Origin of the sequence: Bacillus sp. MUM 116, assembly GCF_001866655.1 — a bacterium.
Lineage (GTDB): Bacteria > Bacillota > Bacilli > Bacillales > Cytobacillaceae > Neobacillus.
In genome coordinates, this window is the sequence record NZ_MLYR01000122.1 from 1 (window position 1) to 19,998 (window position 19,998).

The 19,998-nt window shown below is 37.8% G+C and carries 19 protein-coding genes, 1 pseudogene and 1 riboswitch; of the genes and pseudogenes, 5 read left to right on the forward strand and 15 right to left on the reverse strand.

Annotated elements, in window-relative coordinates; translation table 11 throughout:
- Positions 1 to 145: 145 nt before the first annotated feature.
- The gene (locus BIV60_RS24670; protein WP_071358353.1) at positions 146 to 454 is read left to right on the forward strand and encodes a DUF3870 domain-containing protein; all 309 of its coding nucleotides are present in this window, start codon (positions 146 to 148) and stop codon (positions 452 to 454) included.
- Positions 455 to 558: 104 nt separating this feature from the next.
- On the opposite strand, the gene BIV60_RS24675 is transcribed toward BIV60_RS24670, so the two are convergent.
- The 7 genes from BIV60_RS24675 to BIV60_RS24705 all read right to left on the reverse strand — a co-directional run bounded on the left by BIV60_RS24675 (position 559) and on the right by BIV60_RS24705 (position 9,071).
- Positions 559 to 1,767 carry an acyl-CoA dehydrogenase family protein gene (locus tag BIV60_RS24675; RefSeq protein ID WP_071358354.1) on the reverse strand — a complete coding sequence of 403 codons (1,209 nt, stop codon included), beginning with the start codon at positions 1,765 to 1,767 and terminating at the stop codon, positions 559 to 561.
- Between the two features lie 21 nt (positions 1,768 to 1,788).
- Complete coding sequence (locus BIV60_RS24680) at positions 1,789 to 3,009, reverse strand: CaiB/BaiF CoA transferase family protein (protein WP_071358355.1); 1,221 nt, start codon at positions 3,007 to 3,009, stop codon at positions 1,789 to 1,791.
- Between the two features lie 329 nt (positions 3,010 to 3,338).
- Positions 3,339 to 3,935: a VanZ family protein gene (locus BIV60_RS24685; protein WP_071358356.1), complete on the reverse strand. Its 597-nt coding sequence runs from the start codon at positions 3,933 to 3,935 to the stop codon at positions 3,339 to 3,341.
- Between the two features lie 324 nt (positions 3,936 to 4,259).
- Positions 4,260 to 5,045 carry an HAD family hydrolase gene (locus BIV60_RS24690; RefSeq protein ID WP_071358357.1) on the reverse strand — a complete coding sequence of 262 codons (786 nt, stop codon included), beginning with the start codon at positions 5,043 to 5,045 and terminating at the stop codon, positions 4,260 to 4,262.
- A 157-nt stretch (positions 5,046 to 5,202) separates the two neighbouring features.
- Positions 5,203 to 6,273 carry a permease gene (locus tag BIV60_RS24695; protein ID WP_141770548.1) on the reverse strand — a complete coding sequence of 357 codons (1,071 nt, stop codon included), beginning with the start codon at positions 6,271 to 6,273 and terminating at the stop codon, positions 5,203 to 5,205.
- A 547-nt stretch (positions 6,274 to 6,820) separates the two neighbouring features.
- Positions 6,821 to 8,245 (reverse strand): degradosome RNA helicase CshA, encoded by a 1,425-nt coding sequence (gene cshA / locus BIV60_RS24700; protein ID WP_071358358.1) that lies wholly within the window; start codon positions 8,243 to 8,245, stop codon positions 6,821 to 6,823.
- A gap of 472 nt (positions 8,246 to 8,717) precedes the next feature.
- On the reverse strand, positions 8,718 to 9,071 hold the full coding sequence (locus BIV60_RS24705) for a protoglobin domain-containing protein (protein WP_071358359.1): 354 nt from the start codon (positions 9,069 to 9,071) through the stop codon (positions 8,718 to 8,720).
- Between the two features lie 600 nt (positions 9,072 to 9,671).
- Here BIV60_RS24705 and BIV60_RS24710 point away from each other — a divergent pair.
- Positions 9,672 to 9,921 (forward strand): annotated as a pseudogene (locus tag BIV60_RS24710) (DUF188 domain-containing protein); the annotation flags it as partial.
- Between the two features lie 172 nt (positions 9,922 to 10,093).
- Here BIV60_RS24710 and BIV60_RS28785 read toward each other — a convergent pair.
- The 4 genes from BIV60_RS28785 to BIV60_RS24725 all read right to left on the reverse strand — a co-directional run bounded on the left by BIV60_RS28785 (position 10,094) and on the right by BIV60_RS24725 (position 11,969).
- Positions 10,094 to 10,255 (reverse strand): DUF3934 family protein, encoded by a 162-nt coding sequence (locus BIV60_RS28785; RefSeq protein ID WP_083402441.1) that lies wholly within the window; start codon positions 10,253 to 10,255, stop codon positions 10,094 to 10,096.
- A gap of 443 nt (positions 10,256 to 10,698) precedes the next feature.
- The gene (locus BIV60_RS24715; protein ID WP_071358360.1) at positions 10,699 to 10,899 is read right to left on the reverse strand and encodes a cold-shock protein; all 201 of its coding nucleotides are present in this window, start codon (positions 10,897 to 10,899) and stop codon (positions 10,699 to 10,701) included.
- Between the two features lie 248 nt (positions 10,900 to 11,147).
- Positions 11,148 to 11,246, reverse strand: a complete 99-nt coding sequence (locus BIV60_RS29300; protein WP_141770550.1) for a sporulation protein Cse60 — start codon at positions 11,244 to 11,246, stop codon at positions 11,148 to 11,150.
- Positions 11,247 to 11,492: 246 nt separating this feature from the next.
- Positions 11,493 to 11,969: a CarD family transcriptional regulator gene (locus BIV60_RS24725; RefSeq protein WP_083402442.1), complete on the reverse strand. Its 477-nt coding sequence runs from the start codon at positions 11,967 to 11,969 to the stop codon at positions 11,493 to 11,495.
- Between the two features lie 265 nt (positions 11,970 to 12,234).
- Here BIV60_RS24725 and BIV60_RS29305 point away from each other — a divergent pair, with 265 nt between their 5' ends.
- Positions 12,235 to 12,363, forward strand: coding sequence for an FbpB family small basic protein (locus BIV60_RS29305; protein ID WP_141770549.1), 129 nt, complete (start codon positions 12,235 to 12,237; stop codon positions 12,361 to 12,363).
- Positions 12,364 to 13,065: 702 nt separating this feature from the next.
- Here BIV60_RS29305 and BIV60_RS24730 read toward each other — a convergent pair.
- Together BIV60_RS24730 and desA are read right to left on the reverse strand one after the other, a co-directional pair.
- Complete coding sequence (locus BIV60_RS24730; RefSeq protein ID WP_071358362.1) at positions 13,066 to 13,611, reverse strand: response regulator; 546 nt, start codon at positions 13,609 to 13,611, stop codon at positions 13,066 to 13,068.
- 81 nt (positions 13,612 to 13,692) lie between these two features.
- Positions 13,693 to 14,724: a Delta(5) desaturase DesA gene (desA, locus tag BIV60_RS24735; RefSeq protein ID WP_071358369.1), complete on the reverse strand. Its 1,032-nt coding sequence runs from the start codon at positions 14,722 to 14,724 to the stop codon at positions 13,693 to 13,695.
- 297 nt (positions 14,725 to 15,021) lie between these two features.
- Here desA and BIV60_RS24740 point away from each other — a divergent pair, with 297 nt between their 5' ends.
- Positions 15,022 to 16,467 carry a DEAD/DEAH box helicase gene (locus BIV60_RS24740; protein WP_071358363.1) on the forward strand — a complete coding sequence of 482 codons (1,446 nt, stop codon included), beginning with the start codon at positions 15,022 to 15,024 and terminating at the stop codon, positions 16,465 to 16,467.
- Positions 16,468 to 16,617: 150 nt separating this feature from the next.
- Here the strand turns inward: BIV60_RS24740 and BIV60_RS24745 are convergent, their stop codons facing one another.
- Positions 16,618 to 16,872: a hypothetical protein gene (locus tag BIV60_RS24745; protein ID WP_071358364.1), complete on the reverse strand. Its 255-nt coding sequence runs from the start codon at positions 16,870 to 16,872 to the stop codon at positions 16,618 to 16,620.
- A gap of 199 nt (positions 16,873 to 17,071) precedes the next feature.
- Complete coding sequence (locus BIV60_RS24750; RefSeq protein WP_071358365.1) at positions 17,072 to 17,836, reverse strand: MerR family transcriptional regulator; 765 nt, start codon at positions 17,834 to 17,836, stop codon at positions 17,072 to 17,074.
- Positions 17,837 to 17,999: 163 nt separating this feature from the next.
- A riboswitch (purine riboswitch) is annotated at positions 18,000 to 18,101 on the forward strand.
- Between the two features lie 78 nt (positions 18,102 to 18,179).
- Here BIV60_RS24750 and ade point away from each other — a divergent pair.
- Complete coding sequence (gene ade, locus BIV60_RS24755; protein WP_071358366.1) at positions 18,180 to 19,913, forward strand: adenine deaminase; 1,734 nt, start codon at positions 18,180 to 18,182, stop codon at positions 19,911 to 19,913.
- Positions 19,914 to 19,998: the final 85 nt, after the last annotated feature.

Below are 19,998 nucleotides of genomic sequence, written 5' to 3' on the forward strand. Positions count from 1 at the left end.
GACCCAATAGGCATGTGAAAATTTTTCATACCGTCTTTGAAGTGCGCTGTCAATTAACGAATATTTTATCGTATTTTTTTGCTTATCAAAACTTAAGTTTTGTATTATTCTAAATATTATATAATAATTTTTAGGAGTGGAATTGATGAATACGATGTTTATTGCCGGACATGCAAAATTACCAACTGGTATGGCAGCTAGTAATTTATTTGAAACATTAACCATCACGGCCGAAATTGATAATCATTACGGTGTGATTGTTGACGCTTCCTGTACTCTCGCAACTGATCACGGCAAAGATTATATTGCTAGACTCTTAAAAGGACATAGTCTTCGTCATGGAATTGACAAACCTTTAGAAGAAGTAAAAAGATTTTACAATGGTAAGGCGGCCAACGCTTTAATTGCTGGGTTAAAAGACTTATATAAACAATTCGATTCAATCAAACAATAAAAAATCATTCCTGAAATCTGTTCTAAACCCCCACTTCTTTTAAAAAAATACTTGAGCTTAAGAAGTGGGGAGAATGGAAATGATTTGAGCTAGTTTAAATTTTGTTAATTATTTACTTTCTCTTTTTCAAACGGCCATGCCGGCAGAGGATTATTTAATGCCTTATCCTCCCGATATCCAAGTACATATTCCGCTTGCATGATGGTGTGAATCTCTCTCGTTCCTTCATAAATCACTGGTGCTTTTGAATTTCTTAGGAAACGTTCCACCGGATATTCACTCGAATAGCCATAAGCCCCATGGATTTGTACTGCATCATCTGCAGCTTTATTTGCGAAATCACAGGCCTGCCATTTTGCAAGTGAGGTTTCACGTGTATTTCGAACCCCTTTGTTTTTAAGTTCACCTACACGATATACTAATAAGCGGCTCATTTGTAATCCCGCTTCCATGTTTGCAATCATTTGTTGAACCAACTGGTGTTTGCCGATTTCTTTGCCAAATGTTTTCCGTTCATGACAATACTTCACACTCTCTTCTAGCGAAGCCATGATTAAACCAACTGCACCAGCTGCAACCGTAAAGCGTCCATTATCAAGGGCGGACATGGCAATTTTGAAACCTTCGCCTTCTTCTCCAAGTAAATTTTCTTTTGGGACCCTTACCTGGTCAAAAAATATTTCCCCGGTATTTCCGGAACGTATTCCTAATTTCCCTTTGATTGCGCGGGATGAAAACCCTGGCATCGTTCTTTCGACGATAAAAGCAGATATTCCATGATGTTTCTTTTCCTTATCTGTATATGCAAATACAATAAAATGATCCGCCACATCACATAATGAAATCCATGTTTTTGAACCATTTAATATGTAGTCATCCCCATCACGAACGGCAGTGGTTTGCAGTGAGGCTACGTCTGAACCCGCACCTGGCTCTGTTAAACCAAAGGCAGCTATTTTTTCACCCTTCGCTTGCGGAACAAGATATTTTTGTTTTTGTGCCTCTGTTCCCCATTGCAATAAAGTTAAACTATTTAAGCCGGTATGAACAGATACTGCTGTACGGAAGGCTGTATCTCCTCTTTCCAGTTCTTCACAAACAATTGCTAGTGCATTATAATCCATTCCGCTTCCGCCATATTCTTCTGGGATACAAACGCCCATAAGGTTTAAATCACTTAAGCGCTTCCAAATATTCGGATCAAAGGCGCCTTTTTCATCCCACTCCCTCATATTCGGAATAATTTCTTTATCTACGAAACTTCTAATCATTTTTCTTAACATTACTTGTTCTTCTGAGAAATCAAAATTCATCGTTAACACTCTCCATTTATATTAATTTTTTATCTCTAGCTTATTAGACCCTGCATCAATAATTTTTTCCTCGATTAAAAGTGAAATCTCCTCGGAAGTATAGCCTGCATCTTGGAGGATTTCGATGGTATGCTCACCTGGCATTGGCGGGTGGCGTTCCACTTTTGTACCCGTCCTTGATAGTTTGATAGGAGATCCTACAAGTTTTACTGATCCTGCTTCAGGATGGTCGACTTGAACCACCATATCCCTTGCTATCACCTGTGGGTGGTTAAATACCTGATCCATGTTTTGGATTGGGCCGCACGGGATATTATTTTTAGAAAATAACTCCATCCAATCATCTGAAGGCTTTAATTGAAGCTGATTTTCTAAAATTTTCGTTAGCACTTTCCTATTTTCTACTCTAGCTTTATTAGTTCGATATTTTTCATCTTCAGCTATTTCAGGAATTCCCATTAAGCTGCATAAAGCGGAAAATTGCCGATCATTCCCCACCGCGATAATGATTTCGCCATCCATTGTTTTAAAGATCGAATAGGGAACGATATTAGGGTGGTCATTTCCGAGCCTTTGCGGTACATTACCAGAAATTAAATAATTGCTTGCCACATTTGCCAGCGAGCTTACTGCGGAATCCATTAGTGACATATCAATTTTTTGTCCTTCTCCGGATTTCTCTCGTTCCAAAAGGGCTGCTTCAATGGCAATCGCCGAATATAACCCGGTAAGAATATCAACCATGGCGACACCAATTTTTATTGGACCACTTTCTTGATTCCCCGTTATACTCATCAGACCGCTCATCCCCTGGATGATATAATCGTATCCTGGCAGATGACTTAACGGTCCTGACTCACCAAACCCCGTGATGGAACAATAGACTAATCTTGGGTTACGTTTTTTCAAAGAATCATAGTCTAAAAACCATTTTTCCATTGAGCCTGATTTAAAGTTGTGAATCAACACATCAGCTTCTTTGGCAAGTTCTCGGATAATGTCCCTGCCTTCTTCTGATTTAAGGTCAACGGTTAAGCTTCGCTTATTTCGATTGGCACATAAATAATATGCACTTACGCCATTTTGAAATGGAGGTCCCCATCCCCGTGTTTCATCACTTCCACCGGGGGCTTCGACCTTTATTACTTCTGCACCCAGGTCGGCTAAAATCATGGTGCAATTTGGACCTGCAAGCACGCGTGTTAAGTCCAATACTTTAATCCCTTCTAATGCGCCGCTCATGTTTCCTCCTCCCTTTTTTTGAAAAACCAATTTTTAAAATGCAAAAAGCCAGTCCTCTCCACATCGTGTGTGTTAAGGACTGGCTATATGACCCATTTCATCCAACCGGGCAGGGTTGGTCTTGGAATCTTATCAGTCAAATGATTTACGATTCAATTGATTCTTCACTTCCTTCAGCTGTAAAGGCTAATAGGGAGAAGATATTTTTATTTTAAATGAATCTTCAGAATAGTTCAAGTACCTTTTAAAAAAATTTTGGTCATTAATTCTTCAACCCACCAACTTACGATAAAATCCGAGTGGTAACAGGCTCTTGTTGAAATTTGTCGTCAATATCGTATTATGCGAGTAATACCAGGCAATCCATACCCTAAATAAACCCCAAAAACATTTAAAATCAGGTCATCGATATCCAGGCTACCTGTTTTGGTGATAAATTGGAGAATCTCGATGAATGCAATTGCGATAATGGGTGCGGCTATCCGTTTCAGTTTGGATTTACGTTTTTTTTTCGCACTAATTGTGGCATATATCCCATATGGAATAAACAATAAAACATTGGCTGCCAGGTTGTAGAACGCTATTAAGAATGAAACTTTTCCACTAAAATAGAATGAAATGGTTTTAAAAGGTACCAAATTGTATGTTTGATATTCCTGATCGGACGGTCTAAAAAATATCAGAACGAGCAAACAGCAAGTATATATGAGTAAAGTAATCGTTAAAACACTTCTCGGAATTGTGATCGTATTCTTTGTTATCAAAAAGACTAGATAAAAGATAAAAATAGTCAACCCAAACCAAACGACCAACATTACGACCTGATGGAGATAGGTAAATAATTTTATCCAAATCGGAATCAAAGCAACAAATAAGCCTTGAGAAACAATCACAGAGAGCCAAATGGCTCCTTTTTTTGAAATCATTTATGATTCTCCCATCTTGAAAAATAAATGTATAACCACTCTATTATGAAAAAAGTGCCCTGATTCCCCGTATCACTTTTCGATGATGAATTTGTTGATTTTAGGTCAAACAATTTCTCTTCTACTAAATTAGTATTAAAATATTAATATTGAAAGTTATATTTTCCAGTTTTTTTATTTATTGGCCCATTTAAGAAGTTTATTTTTCATTTATTCAATCATCAAAAAAGACAACCCACATCAGGTTGTCTTTCATCTTGCATGGCAACGTCCTACTCTCACAGGGGCAAGTCATAATCATTTGTTACGGCTCCAGTGCATGGCTTATTTCAATTCGTCAATAATTGTAAAAAACTCTTCTAAATGTTTAATTTCATAGGTAGGAATTACTTCATTGCGAACCTTATCATGACGATTAATCCAAACCGATTTAATACCAGCACGATTTGCCCCCAAAATGTCGGTCATGAGATTATCCCCGACCATGATTACTTCGTCTTTCTTAAGATCCAATAAGGAAAGCGCATGTTCAAAAATTGATGGGTCAGGCTTTCCTCTACCAAAATCGCCTGAGATTACGATTTGATCAAAATAAGGTACTAGCTCAGGAGTAATCGTTAGCTTCGTATTTTGTAAATCCGGCGAGCCATTGGTTAAAAGCAATAACTTGTATTTCCCTTTTAATGCATCAAGTGTTTGGAAAGTTTCCTCATAGACAAACGGAGACTTCCGGCGCTCTTCCGGAAAACGCTCCGCCAGCTCATAACCAAATTCAGGGTCATCCACACCTAATTTCTTCAATCCCGCTGTCCAGGCATCCTTTCGATAAAGCGGAACCATTTCTTTCATTTTTGGAAACTCATCGTGTTCATCAAAAAAATTGCCCCAAAGTCCTTCAAATGGATTGATCCCAATCATTTGTGTAAATTGATAAAATTCATAGGAAGAATATAGCATTCTTGCCTCTTCGCGAACGGCCTCCTCCAATTTTTCATGGTTAATTCCATAACGCTCTTCTGCAATCTTACATGTTGCAACAAACGCTTCTTTCACGCTTTTTTGATCCCAAAGAAGTGTATCATCTAAGTCGAAAAATATTGCTTTTAACATTCTGAACCTCACCTTGTCTATATATTATATTTTAATAGTTTATCATTTTTGTAATAAAAAAAATATAAAGAAAACTCATCTTTTCAAAGAACCTTGAATTATTTTAAGTTAAGCATATAACAAAAAAGTAGACGCATGAAAGTTCATGCGTCTACTTTTATAGAATAAACACCCCTACAATTCCGCTGAGAATACCGATTACTACTGTCGAACCAGCGACGAAGAACAATACCTTTTTCGGGAAAGATCTTGCCACAAGGATTAGTGATGGAAGACTTACGGATGGCAATGTAACTAATAAGGCTGCAGCCGGACCGCCACCAAGTCCAAAAGACATAAATGTTTGAATGATAGGAATTTCAGCAGCAGTTGGAATCACGAATAACATCCCGGCAATGGCAAAGCCAAGCACGGTAAGGATTCCGTTCGCAGCTGCGGCGCTAATATGAGGGAACAGCCAAACCTTAACTGCACCCATTAGCAAAACAGAAAGAATATACGCTGGGACAATATATAACACCATGCTGCCCATGGCTTTTACCCATCTTGAACCAAAAGAACCCGAAGCTTCTTTTTCCGCTTTTCCAATCATTTTATCAATTTCAGCAGATTGTGCATTTGGTGCAAAACGGTTTGCTAAATAACTGACACCGAAAGTTAAAATTACACCAAAAATCAAGCGTAACAAGGTAAACTTCCAAGATAAAACAAATGTCATGAAAATTAATACGGCTGGATTCAGAGTCGGATTGCCAATCCAAAAGGCAAGGCTTGCACCAACAGAAACATTCTTTTTACGCAAGCCGACAGCAATTGGGGCTGCACAGCATGTGCACATCATTCCCGGAAGTGATGCAAGACCGGCAACCGCCGTGCTTCCAAAGGAAGTTTTCCCCAAGACTTTTAAAAGCCAGTTTGTTGGGATTAACACTTGAACTAACGACCCAAGGATAATACCGAGAACCGCGGCTTTCCAAACTGCATTAAAATAGGTAAGTGCATAAGACCAGGCACTGTTCCATGATGCAGCGGGAAGATCCGCCTTATCTCCTAAAATAGATGTACCGATTGAATGGGTCGTAGCAGCAAGAATGGATTTACCATAATAAGGAACCCATTTCACATACGCCAATCCGGCAATCGCGATGAATAAAAATAAAATGGCATACACAACAGTCTTTTTGGAGTTAGGCTGCGGCGTTGAAATCGAGCTATTCATTTGCGCCATGTTACAAAACCTCCATTTGTAAAAAAATCAACATTTAAAATTATATCACAAACTGTCAATCTATTATGTCAATTATTTTTTTAGGAAGATGTCAAAGGATGGCAATTGGCTCTCGATTCCCTTTTTGATTAATTTTCTTTTTATAAGGGCAAGGAGTTGATCTCATGGTTCCCGTTTCTTTGTTGTTTTAAGTTGTTCGGACATTAACATAGTGCCTTAATGACCGTTTCAGTGAATTTTCTTAACGTGCGGGTACTGACAAGGCTTCTTAGTGCCCGTTACCTCGAAAAATCTTGACGCTCGGGCACTGAAACGGGCTATTATTTCCCCTTACTGCGAAAATTCTTGCCGTGCGCGCACTGACAAGGGCTTTTAGTTCCCGTTACATCAAAATTTCATCCTTCCCGGACATTGACAACATCTCTTATTTCCCATTAATATGGAAATTTACACTGCAAGGTCATTTACCAAAGGTTTCCTCTATAAAACAAAGAAAGAAAGCGGCACTGTTACCACTTTCTTCCATTCTTCATTCTAAAGAGGAGCTTTAAGTTTTTTTACGTTTACCATTTCTCCCTTTTCCCCCAAATTCTCTATTTCCTTTATAGTTTCTCCTTGTTTTTTCTTGTACCTTTATTCTAGGCTTATTAGCATATCGAGGTGTTTCGGAAGTTAGCTGAACAGGAACATTCCTCTGTTCCTTGGACAACAATATTAAGGCAACTGAAACTAACGCGATCGAATCGTACTGATCGAGCAATTCGCTTGCTGCATGTTTAAACTCTGTGTACTGCTCCTCTTCAACCAATTGTATCATCTTTTCTACTGCGGCTTGCTGTATAGACTCCCTTGCCTCTGCTACCGTCGGTATTGATTTGCGCTGGATATTTCCTTTCGAGGCTTTTTCAATACTGTGGATCTGTCCGGTTTCCCTCGGTGTAGCAAATGTAATAGCTAACCCTGTCTTACCTGCTCTCCCCGTTCTGCCGATTCGGTGAACATAACTTTCCGGGTCTTGAGGAATGTCAAAATTGTAGACGTGGGTAACCCCTGAAACATCAATTCCCCTCGCAGCCACATCGGTCGCAACTAAAATATCAATGTTTCCCTCACGAAATTTATTCATCACAACATCTCGCTGTCGTTGATTTAAATCTCCATGCAATCCATCAGCAAGATACCCTCTTTTATTCAATGCATCACTTAATTCATCCACGCGTCTTTTTGTTCTACCAAAAATCACGGCTAATTCTGGGTTATCCACGTCTAGCAGACGGCAAAGCACTTCAAATTTATCCCGTTCCTTAACCTCATAATAAATTTGCTTTACAGTTGGAGAGGTAACTTCCTTCGCTTTCATCTTTACTAACTCTGGATCGTTCATAAACCTTTCTGCAAGATTTTGAATCGGTTTAGGCATGGTTGCGGAGAAAAGCAAGGTTTGTTTTTCTTCAGGGGTCTCTTTGAGGATTCGTTCGATATCCTCCAGAAAGCCCATATCTAACATTTCATCAGCTTCATCCAGAACCACCACTGAGATGCGGTCTAACTTTAGCGTTTTACGTTTAATGTGGTCCAAAAGTCTTCCGGGTGTTCCTGTAATAATGTGAGGTCCCTTCTTTAATGCCTTAATTTGGCGATCTATCGACTGCCCTCCATAAATAGGGAGAGAGGTTATGCCCATATATTTCGCCAGTCGATTGATCTCTTCTGAAACCTGAATAGCTAATTCTCTTGTAGGTGCAATTGCAATCGCCTGAACATATTTTTTGCTCGTATCCACTTTCTCCAAGATCGGTATGGCGAAGGCGGCCGTCTTTCCTGTCCCTGTTTGTGCTTGACCTATAATGTCCTTCCCCATCAAAGCCAAAGGAATCGCTTTCTCTTGAATAGGAGATGCTTCTTCAAATCCCATATCCGTAATCGCTATTTGAATGGGTTCACTAATGCCCATTTCATGAAATGTTGTCATATTTCAAAAACCCTTTCTATGTGTTTACTATACTTTATATTGGACTAAACTCCTTAATTGAATGCACATATGTATTGATTTCTACCAGCTAACTTGGAAAGTTTTCACGAGGAGCTATCCTTTAATGAAAGAGGGTAGTAGACCTAAATGGATTTACTTTTTAAAACGGTTGTGGGAAAAATAACCGATGTCGAGAGTTGGTTATTTCGTTTAGCTTGTTCACTGGCTCAAGCAATCGAACAACGGTTTCGCTTTCAATTTTTCCTCTGAAGAAAGAATTGCAAGTACATTTAAGATTAAAAGAGGTTAAAACAAAAGAAATAAAGCTGAACGGACTACTGAATGCGTACACAAATACTCCTTTTTCCATAAGAACAATAAAGTTGATTTAAAGCATTTCGTGAAAAAACTCTCATTCTGATCAAATGAGAGTTTTTTGCTGCCAGTGTTTATTTGACATACCATCATGAAATTATATAATCTTTTTCAATAAAAACTCTACCTTCTTTAATATTCGTTCCTTTGCACTTCTATCCAGTTCCATTTCATCAATGGTCTCTTTTAATTTGGAGAACCATATTCCCCCCCTTTCAGGCTCTATTTGAAATGGGTGTCTTTCTTGAACTTGGGATACGTGCTTACCTTGTTCTTGAGCCGATTCTTCGGAAACTAAGCGACTAATAAAAACTCTTTGTCGATTCTTCAACACTTCTATATCCACGCTTCTTTCTTTAAACATGGAAACATAATAGGGATCCTGCAACAGCTTATCATAGAATCGGTCTACCAACTCATTCACTTTTTCTTGTTCTAATGAAATTGTCATAACGAATCTCCCTCTTTGAATGAACTATTTTCTAATATTATTATAGTGCAAACGTCGAAGCCTTAAAGTGACCTGTATCACTAATACCTTCCAAAAGAATGACACCTCTAATTAGAAGGTGTCCCATAAAGTTATTCATTCCTCATCCGCCGATACTGTATACAGATCCTTTTTTACTTTTTGGCCTTGTTAAACTAAAATATTGATATTTGCGTATTAAAAAAGACTGTTTAAATAGTATTTCAAACTGTCGAGAAAACCCTATATCAAAAAATGAAATGTATAAGGATGGTATAAAGCAATGAAGTTGATATTCTTAAAAATGGAGAATATCGACTTTTCTTATTGAACTAAAGCATCCTATAGGTTAAGTAGAAACCTTCACAATCTTTCCTACACTTTAACATAATCAATTCTTAAATGTGATGGTTCCAGAATCTGGACTATTAAGATTAGATGCCTTCTTATTAGAGAAAAACGCACTTTAATAGAAAAATTGTTTTTTAATGATTTTAGGTAAACCACTTTATCGTTTGACAAAGGCTAAATTTGCCATTATCATCAACTCAAACTTATTTACGGGGAGAGGTAAAGATGAAAATTTATGTTGATGCAGATGCTGCGGATTATCGGATAATGAAGTTAGCAGAAAAAGGAGATATAATCGTTACGCATACTTCACCATAATGGGTCTAGCTATACAAATGAAAACATTGACCAATTATTACAAACCCGTTATTTGAATGCAATGGCTCGAAAAAGCGGAAAGCGGACAAAGGGGCCAAAACCATTTACTTCAGAAGATAAGGAGAAATTTAAGGGGCTTTTTAAAAGAGCGATTTCACGTTAAAAAGAACCGCCCATTTTTAAGAAAAACCTTGAAAAATATATTGTGACAAATATTAAACTAACCTCCATTAGCTGAAAAAGAAAAAAGCGAACTCCTTTAAAGGAGCTCGCACACGTTGAGTCATTAAATAATTGTATTTATTCAGCATTCGCTAAATTTCGGATAAGTGATATTAACTATTGTTCGTGGGGGCAGTTTCAACACCCGTTTTTTTTGTACCTTTACTTATATAAGGTTTTGCACCCTTTTTTTTGTTTACACTAGCTTGCCAACGATTCCAACCCTTTTTGCCTGTTCCTCTACCAGTTCCACCTTTTCCTTTAGCTTTACTCATAAAATCACCCCATTTTTATTCTAGGTTAAGTTATCTATCTTGTTAATTTTAGTCATCTTCCTCAGATATTAACTAAGCATATTGCGATAAATAACATTCTTCCAGTCACTCATACTATTTTGTAGAAACAATAAACAATATCGACTTCATGGAATTTCTTTTTTTCACTAAACTGCCCTGTTAGCACATTAAGAAAAAGCGATTTTACGTTATTGAAGCATCGCCCTGATTTGTTTCAGTCTGCTAATATGTTGACAACAGAGTTTTTCTCTTGTAAAAAATACATAAAAATTAGGAAATCCACAATTAATATGCTACACTTGGTTTACCATTTGATTTACTGTTTTCAAGTACCCTACTCATTTTGAGTGGGGTTATTTGATTTTCTAAGAAAAATAAAAAACAGACTCTAAAAAAGAGTCTGTCCATGTTTGGCATTATAATTAAGCCTTACGAACATTAGCTGCTTGTGCTCCACGTTGACCTTGCTCAACGTCAAAAGTAACTGCTTGACCTTCATCTAATGTTTTGAAGCCTTCGCCTTGGATTGCTGAGAAATGTACGAATACGTCTTCTCCACCTTCACGTTCGATGAATCCGAAGCCTTTTTCGCCATTAAACCATTTTACTTTACCTTTTTCCATGTTTGTTGCCTCCTAGTGTGCTCTAAGCACACTCAATGTATTACTATCCTTGCTCTCAGTGATCATCAAGACGAAAAGTTCAAACTTATGCTAATCCTTTACACCGAACAAAAATAATTCTATTTAATCATAGCACTTTTTGTAACAAATAGCAAGAAGACAAAAAATCCATCATAAAAACTGTATAGAGCTTACTATTTCTTTAATATAATCATTGCAGTATATTTTGGATCTGGATAAACCCCATACTATGTATGTGTACTTACTGAAGGAGGAACAGTATTGTATTTAACATCAATAAGCTTTCCTTCCTCTAATGTGCCAACAAAATCATTAACTTCTCGAATAAGTTCTGCGAAGTCTGTAACTTTGGAACCTTTTGCCTCATTCCACTATTTCAAAAGTTATATGACGGCGCCAGTTGTCGAAAAGCTTTTAAATAGTTTTTTACACATCAAGTAAAATGAAATTGAAGGGGAAAATTGTGATTTTTAATGATGTAAGGAAATAAAGAGGATATGAATAATTATGTTTTGAGAGGTTAAGAAAATCTTACAAATGGCGCGTGAAAGTTAAACTTTAAAATAAAATACTTATCCTACCTTGTTGCTTAATAGATCTATTGCCTGATTTTCTGTGATACCTCTAATTAAACCAAGTTCACTAATAAACATCTTTCGTGCGCTCTCCAGCATCAGCTTTTCACTTGAATTGAGTGATTTATTATTGTTTATCCGCATTAAATCCCGTACAACTTCAGCGCCTTCTTGGATATTACCTGTTTTAAGTTTTTCCGTATTAATCTTGTATCTTTCTTTCATTGAAAGAGTTGTATCGGTTAGACCATGTTGAAAGATGTACAATACGTTTTCAAGTGTAGTCATATCGGTGACTAAGCGAATCCGTGATTTTTGTACTTTTGAAATAGGAATCATAATTTGCATTTTATTCATTAGCATATTTATTATATAATACTGCTGCTTCTCACCTTGAACTTCCTTTACTTCTATTGCTTCAATAACTCCTGCTCCCTGCATAGGATATACAATGTATTCACCAACTTGAAACAACTAACCACCTCCAAATTTAAGACATCTTAAGTATACCACACAATACCTAAATAGAAAATTTAATATTTTATCAATTGTCTTAGTTAATGTCAATAATCTTTCCGAGAAATTAGTTAAAAAAACGATAGAATCGCCTAAATCTTTAACCTACCATTAGTTGATGACTATTAGCGATTTTTAAACCTCAAAAATATCTTGCGTTTTTTCGACAATTTACGACATATCTGTTACAATAACATTTGTATCAAAAAAGTGAGGAATTTTCATGAAAAAGATTAGCAGAACATTGCAAAAGATGATTGAAGAAAATAAACGTGAAATTTTATTAAATCAACATTCACTGAGCAATATAGAGAAAAAGGTAGACACTAAAATTATTGCTAATGGTAAATAACAGACATAAAGAGGCTGCAGAATGTATGCAGTCTTTTTTGATTTAATCTTCAATAAAAATGATCGCCACTTAGACGATCATGCTCCCTTAAGCTTTAACTCTGAAAAATGTACCAGCTTAACAAGTTTCTCCATCTTCAACATTTTCACAGTAGCCAGATGCGTAATGAAAAATCATAACATCCTCTTTCCCTTGATAAATAACAGGAGTCCTTATCACTGTTAACACATCCAAAAACTCTTCAAGCACCTTACTAATTGGTTTCGCTGTAGACGAGTAATACGTGTTCCCCTACCGATTCGCGGTGCCCTTAAATAATCGTTTTGCTAATAATTCCATATTTTTTAATTCACAGCTTCCCGTTCTTCCCAATAAAAGGAAAAACGCAGACCTACTTTTACCTCTATTACCTTGGTTTTACGTTAGTGAACTTTTAAGCTTCCTAACAACGCTTTTATATTAGCTGTTCTGGTCATAACAAATTCCAAGTATACTCTAAGGTTTTTCTTTCCCCAAACATCCAAACAAACAGTTATTCCCATCCCTTTCGTAAATATAAACAAAACAAAAACTCCTTCCCACAATGGAAAAAGAGTTCAAAAAAAACATTTATTTCATTACTGCTTAGATTTCTATCTTCTTAAGTAAGTTCGTTAGATGGGGTTTACTGCTTTACTGCTTGGGAAAACATTCAAACTATTTTTATCCGGTCGGCACTTTCATTTTAACCATAATGGTTGAAATATAATGTCTGACCATTCCATTCATGTTCCTTCTCTGATTAGAGATTTTATTTTTGAGTGTCCTACCGGTAAACTGCTCTAAGCCTTCCGTTTCATGTTCGTAATAACTGGAATCTGTGTCAATTAGTTCGTTAGCGTAAATTCTGTTCCCATCCATAATGCTGCGAATCGAGCAGGCTAACTCATCGCTTGGGCTGTCCTTTAATAAATAACCTCTTACATCTGCTTTTAGTGCGCGCTCAAAATAGCCAGCCCTTGCGAAGGTTGTTAAAATGATTACTTTGCATTCAAATGGATGTAAAGCTTCGGCTGCCTCAAGTCCGCTCTTTTCAGGCATCTCTATATCCATAATACAAACATCGGGCTTCAATCGACGAACAAGAGTAAGGGCCTCTTCTCCATTGCTGGCCTTCGCGACCACTTCCATATCTTCTTCCAAATTAAGGAGGGAACCAATTGCCTCTAACAACATTCCCTGATCCTCGGCAATAACAATTCGAATCATCCTATTTCTCTCCTTATCTGTCAGCTGTATTTCAGGTAAAGACTCCCCTTAAAATAAGAGGAGTCAGCCATATATGGTATGCTATAGTTCCGGTTTTACTTTAACAGAAACACTGCTTTTGGCTAAACCTTTGATCGCTTTATAGCTCACAAAGTTCTTGCTTTCCTCATCCCAAAGTCGGAAATGTAGTGATTTCAGACTTGTAGTAAGGGTGATCGTTGGTACGTTTTGTAAAGGAAGTGTATGATTATGTGCCTCCTCTAATTTATAGTTGGGAACCCTTGGACTTAAATGGTGAACATGATGGTAGCCAATATTCCCAGTAAGAAATTGAATAAATTTTGGAAGCTTATAAAAAGAACTTCCCTCCACTGCTGCTTTTACATATTCCCAGTCTTGATTTCCTTCAAAATAAGAATCTTCAAAAGTGTGCTGTACATAAAACAGCCAAATGCCCGCTGAACCTGATAGCATAAAAATCGTTCCTTGTACTAAAAGAAACGCCTGCCACCCGACTGCCCAGCAGAGGAATCCTGCTAAAGCAACAATCAATATATTCGTCAAATAGGTGTTCATACGTTCCTTTTTTCTTGCACCTTTTCGGTTAAATCTATTTTTAAGCAGGAAAACATAAATCGGACCTAATCCAAACATAACAAAAGGATTGCGATAAAAACGATAGGCTAAACGTAGTCTAAGTGGTGCTGCCACATATTCATCCACCGTAAGTGTCCAAATATCTCCTGTTCCCCGCTTATCTAAGTTACCACTAGTAGCGTGATGAACAGCATGCTCATATCCCCATTGATCAAACGGGAAAATGGTTAAAACACCCATAACGGTCCCAACTATTCGATTGGCACGGCGGCTTTTAAAGAAGGAATGATGGGTACAATCATGAAAAATAATGAAAATCCTAGTCAAAAACCCAGCTGCTATCACTGAAGGAACTAATGATAGCCAATAAGAAACAGATAAACTTTTATAAGCAAGATACCATAAGAGTAAAAATGGCACGACCGTATTGATAAGCTGCCACACACTTTCCTTAGTCGTTGATTTTTCATAAGGTGCAACTTGTTTTTTCAAATTAGTAGTATTTTTTAAGGTCATTTTATTCAAATTCCCTTCCTGTATATTGTTGAATTTTATTATAGTGGAATAAAAATCACCTTGTAAGTAACAGGTGTCAGGTGCAGAGTATGATAAATGTCATATACAAGTCGGTCTCAGGAGAAGTAATCCGCTAAATTCCAGCCAATTCTTTCTGTTACTTTTTAAAATTTAAAATAAAAGCCGATTTCACTAGCACTTTTCAAGTATAATGAACCATATTCAGATCATGCATATGATAATTCTTGGAGAGAATTCTATACATATGTCGAAAAAAACAAAAAATGAGGTTAAGAAATGAGTAAAAGAAGTTTTGCGGATTATCATGTAAGCGATGAAATAAAAAGAGCACTAGCGGTGTTAAAATACGAAACTCCAACAGAAGTTCAGAGTGAAGTCATTCCATTAGCAATGGAAAATCAAGATCTTGTCGTAAAATCTCAAACAGGAAGCGGCAAGACTGCCTCCTTTGGTATTCCTGTTTGCGAAATGATTGAATGGGAGGAAAAAAAACCACAGGCCTTAATTCTTACCCCAACCAGGGAGCTTGCGGTTCAAGTCCGAGAAGATATTACGAATATCGGAAGGTTTAAACGCATTAAAGCGGTGGCCGTCTATGGAAAAGAACCTTTTACAAAACAGAAGGCAGAATTGAAACAAAAAACTCATGTAGTCGTCGGTACGCCTGGACGGGTCAAGGACCATATTGAAAGAGAAACCCTAGTTTTAGATCAAATAAAATATCTTATCATAGATGAAGCTGATGAGATGCTTAATAGAGGTTTTATCGATGAAGTAGAAGCAATCATCAAAGAACTGCCTTTAAACAGGGTAACGATGGTTTTTTCCGCTACCCTGCCTAAAGATGTTGAAAATCTTTGCCATAAATATATGATAGATCCGATAAATATTGAGATTGAATCAACTGGGGGAACAGCCGATACCATTGAACATTTTTTAATTGAAGTGAAAGAAGAAGAAAAGATTTCACTTCTTAAAGACGTCACGGTTGTAGAAAATCCAGACAGCTGCCTAATTTTCTGCCGAACCAAAGAACACGTTGATGCTGTGTATAGCGAACTGGAAAAAGCTCAATATTCTTGTGAAAGACTCCATGGGGGACTAGATCAAGATGACCGGTTTGCTGTTATGGAAGGTTTCAAAATGGGGAACTTCCGCTATCTGGTGGCCACCGATGTAGCTGCCAGAGGTATTGATATTGATAATGTGACACTTGTCATTAACTATGACGTTCCTATGGAAAAAGAGAGCTATGTGCATCGAACCGGGAGAACTGGCCGTGCCGGCAATAAAGGAAAAGCCATTACGTTTTCAACACCTTTTGAAGGAAAGTTCATCAAAGCAATTGAAAAATACATCTGCTTTGAGATACCTACTATCGAAGCTCCAAAGCATCAGGAGGTAGCTGGTGGAAAAGCTGCTTTCGAAGAAAAACTTAGCAGCAGGCGAATTGTAAGAAATAATAAAACAGCCCGAATCAATCAAGATATTATGAAACTCCATTTCAGCGGCGGAAAAAAGAAGAAAATTCGTGCTGTTGATTTTGTTGGAACGATCGCAAAAATCTCTGGAGTTACAGCAGAGGATATCGGCATCATAACCATCCAGGATCATATGTCATATGTTGATATTCTGAATGGAAAGGGCTCACTAGTTCTACAAGCCATGGAGAATTTGACTATCAAAGGAAAGAAGTTAAAAGTGAGCAAAGCAATTAAATAAAAAGTTTTATAGAAAGTCCTTAAATCCCCCTCGCTTTAAAAAGATAAGGGGGATTTTTACCTCCATAAGGATGTAAAGTCAACATAAAGATTTGGGCACCGATCATGGCACCCGCTTCCATTCGTCTTTCGTTTGCCATTCGAATGCAGTTCATAGTAGGAAAAAATCATACCGATCAATTAATTTCATCATCTCGAGACAATCCCATTTGGCAGCTTGAACTTTTATATTTATCCAGCAATATAATGGGAGTGCTGGTGTTTTACCATTGAATTGATTATTTTGAAAAGGGTTAAGTATTCCTTCAGCTTGCAAAGTTTCAATTGAACGATAAAACAACGCATAACCGTCCATTTCAAAATAATCATCCATTAGCTTGCGCAACTGAAATTCTAAATCATTCATATTTATTTTCTTTTTCTGTTTTAACCAACACGCTTGACACAGATAACACCCCAAATTTTCTTTTTTAACTGTAATGTTTCACGACGCTCAAAACTAAATCATAAATCCGCTAAGGAAACCCCGGAATCAAATGTTTGAAAAAGTCATTTTTTGAATTAGAAAAGCGATTGGCCGTTTTCACCAATCGCCTTTTCATTATCTATTTTATGATGCCTGTGTAAATTCGAATTGCATCGCGCAGAAACTCAGCAATTCCCGGCTGGTCTTTATCATAATAAGCCTTAAACCGTTCGTCATCCACATACATCTGGGCAAGACCGGCATGTGCTTCCTTGCTGTATTCGTTCCAATAAAAGGACAGCCACTGTTTGTGGAGATCTGCCGCTTTTTGTGCCAGCTCACCTGCAGGGTCCCCCGTGGCAAAAGCCTGGGCCAAGGTTTCTTTTACCTGCTGTTCAAGTTTGGTAACTTCTTGATATTTCGCTTGTGTCATGTTCTTTATTTTAGCATTGGATTGATCTACCGCATCACCTCCATACTTTTGGCGGGCTTCCGCACCATATTTTTCTTCATTCTCATCTATCATTTTTTGCTTAAAGCCTTCAAACTTTTCTTGATCTGACATCTCAATTCTCCCTTCCGTTAAAGCGATTGTTTTTTCCACATTCGCAATTAATACATCTAATTGTGATCTTTTTTCCAGGAGTTTTTCACGATGTTCCTGCAGTGCTTTTTCAGCATCAAAGGAAGGTGCGGTCACGATTTTCTTTATATTGTCCAAACTAACACCAAGCTCTCGAAAAAAAAGAATTTGCTGTAAACGATCCACTTCCTTCTCTCCGTAAATTCGATATCCTGACGAATTGATTCTTGCCGGCTTAAGAATCCCAATTTCATCATAATAACGAAGTGTTCTGGTGCTAATTCCTGCTAACTTTCCAAGTTTTTGCACTGTGTACTCCATTCGCTCACCTCCTAATCTAACGATACACCTTTACGTTACGTGAAGGTCAATTCCCATTTTAAAAAAAATTTTCACAGCAACGTTTTTTGATAATTACAACATTTTCAGAAGGCATTGACACTTTCAACTTTTTAACGATAAAATGTGTCCTAATATTTTAAAAGTATTTAATACTGTATCCACTCGTATAATATTGGAGATAAGGTCCAAAAGTTTCTACCAAACTGCCGTAAATAGTTTGACTACGAGAGGAATAGGGTTTTTAACTCTATATTCTCTCATAGTCAGCCTCCAGAATTTTTCTGGAGGTTTTTTTCAAAAATAATGGAGAGGTCTGAGAACCATGAATAAGACTTTATTAAAAAATAAAATAGCTGCTGCAGGAGCCAAAATCCCCGCTGATCTTGTCATCAAAAACGGAAAAATAATTGATGTTTTTAACCAGGAAATCATCGCTGGTGATCTTGCGATAAAAGACGGACTGTTTGTTGGAATTGGCGACTATGAAGGAATAGAAATCATCGATGCAGGGAATCGCTACATTTGTCCCGGTTTCATCGATGCCCATGTTCACATCGAATCATCGATGGTCACACCAACAGAATTCGCCAAAGCGGTGCTGCCACATGGAGTAACTACGGTCATCGCGGACCCTCATGAAATCGCCAATGTTTCCGGCATCCAAGGGATTCAATTCATGCTAGATAATTCCGAAAATCTTCCTCTGGATGTAAAAATCATGCTTCCTTCTTGTGTACCGGCAACACCATTTGAGAATAACGGGGCCGAACTGTTGGCCGAAGAATTAAAAGATTTCTACCAGCACGAACGCGTACTAGGTCTGGCAGAAGTAATGGATTACCCTTCCTTACAAAATGCCGATGACCATATTATGGACAAAATCCTGCAAACCAATGAGCACAAGCGCCCGATTGACGGTCACTTAGCCGGTCTTGATGAAACTGCTATTAACATCTATCGAACAGCAGGCATAAGAACGGACCATGAATGTACGACAGCAACTGAAGCATTGGACCGAATACGCCGTGGGATGTATGTGATGATTCGCGAAGGTTCGGCTGCTAAGAATCTAACAGCCCTTATTCCTGCTGTGAACCAACATAATGCTCGCCGTTTTATGTTCTGTACTGATGATAAACATCTTGATGAAATCGTCGAGGAAGGCAGTATTGACCATCATGTCCGAATGGCGATTCGCGAAGGACTGTCACCATTATTGGCCATTCAAATCGGTTCCTTAAATGCTGCGGAGTGCTATGGCCTCCACCAAAAAGGGGCCATTGCTCCGGGATATAAGGCTGACTTTCTTCTATTAGATGACTTGGAAGCAGTAAATATTTCAGAGGTATATGTATCCGGTAAACTTACAGCAAGGAATGGAATCTATGCTGGAGATTCACTCCAGGCATATGATCCGGAAGAAACCTTAACCAAGACGGTTCATATTCCGGAGATACTGGAAAAAGATTTTCAGATTCCAATCGGTGAAACTATCTCCGCGAATGTAATTGGAATTATCCCGAATAGTATTGTGACCAAAAAGCTTGAAGAAAAGGTTCAAGTGATAGATGGGAATTTCGTTCCTTCACTTGAAAAAGACCAACTAAAGCTTGCAGTACTCGAAAGACACAAAAATACTGGAAATATCGGCCTTGGAATTGTAAAAGGATTTGGCTTTACAAACGGGGCCATTGCGACCACGATTGCTCATGATTCCCATAATATCGTCGCTGTCGGTGCGAATGACCGAGATTTATTAGCGGCCATCCGGGAAATTAAAGAATTAAATGGCGGCTGTGTAGTGATTAAAGATGGTAAAGTGATTGCAGCCCTTTCCCTGCCAATTGGTGGACTGATGTCTGAGAAAAGCTTTATGTCCATTCACCAGGAATTGAAGAAAATTAATGAGGCACTTGTTCAGATTGGTTTTAACGGTAACTTTAATCCATTTTTGACTTTGTCCTTTTTAACCTTGCCGGTTATTCCTGAACTGAAACTAACCGATTTGGGGCTTTTTGATGTTGGAACGTTTCAGCATATTGAAGTTAGTCAATAAGAAAAGCGTAAGCGCCTTGCTCAGCCTCAGGCATAGCACAAGACAAGCCGGCCGAAAGGTTGTTCTTTAACCTTTTGGACGGATT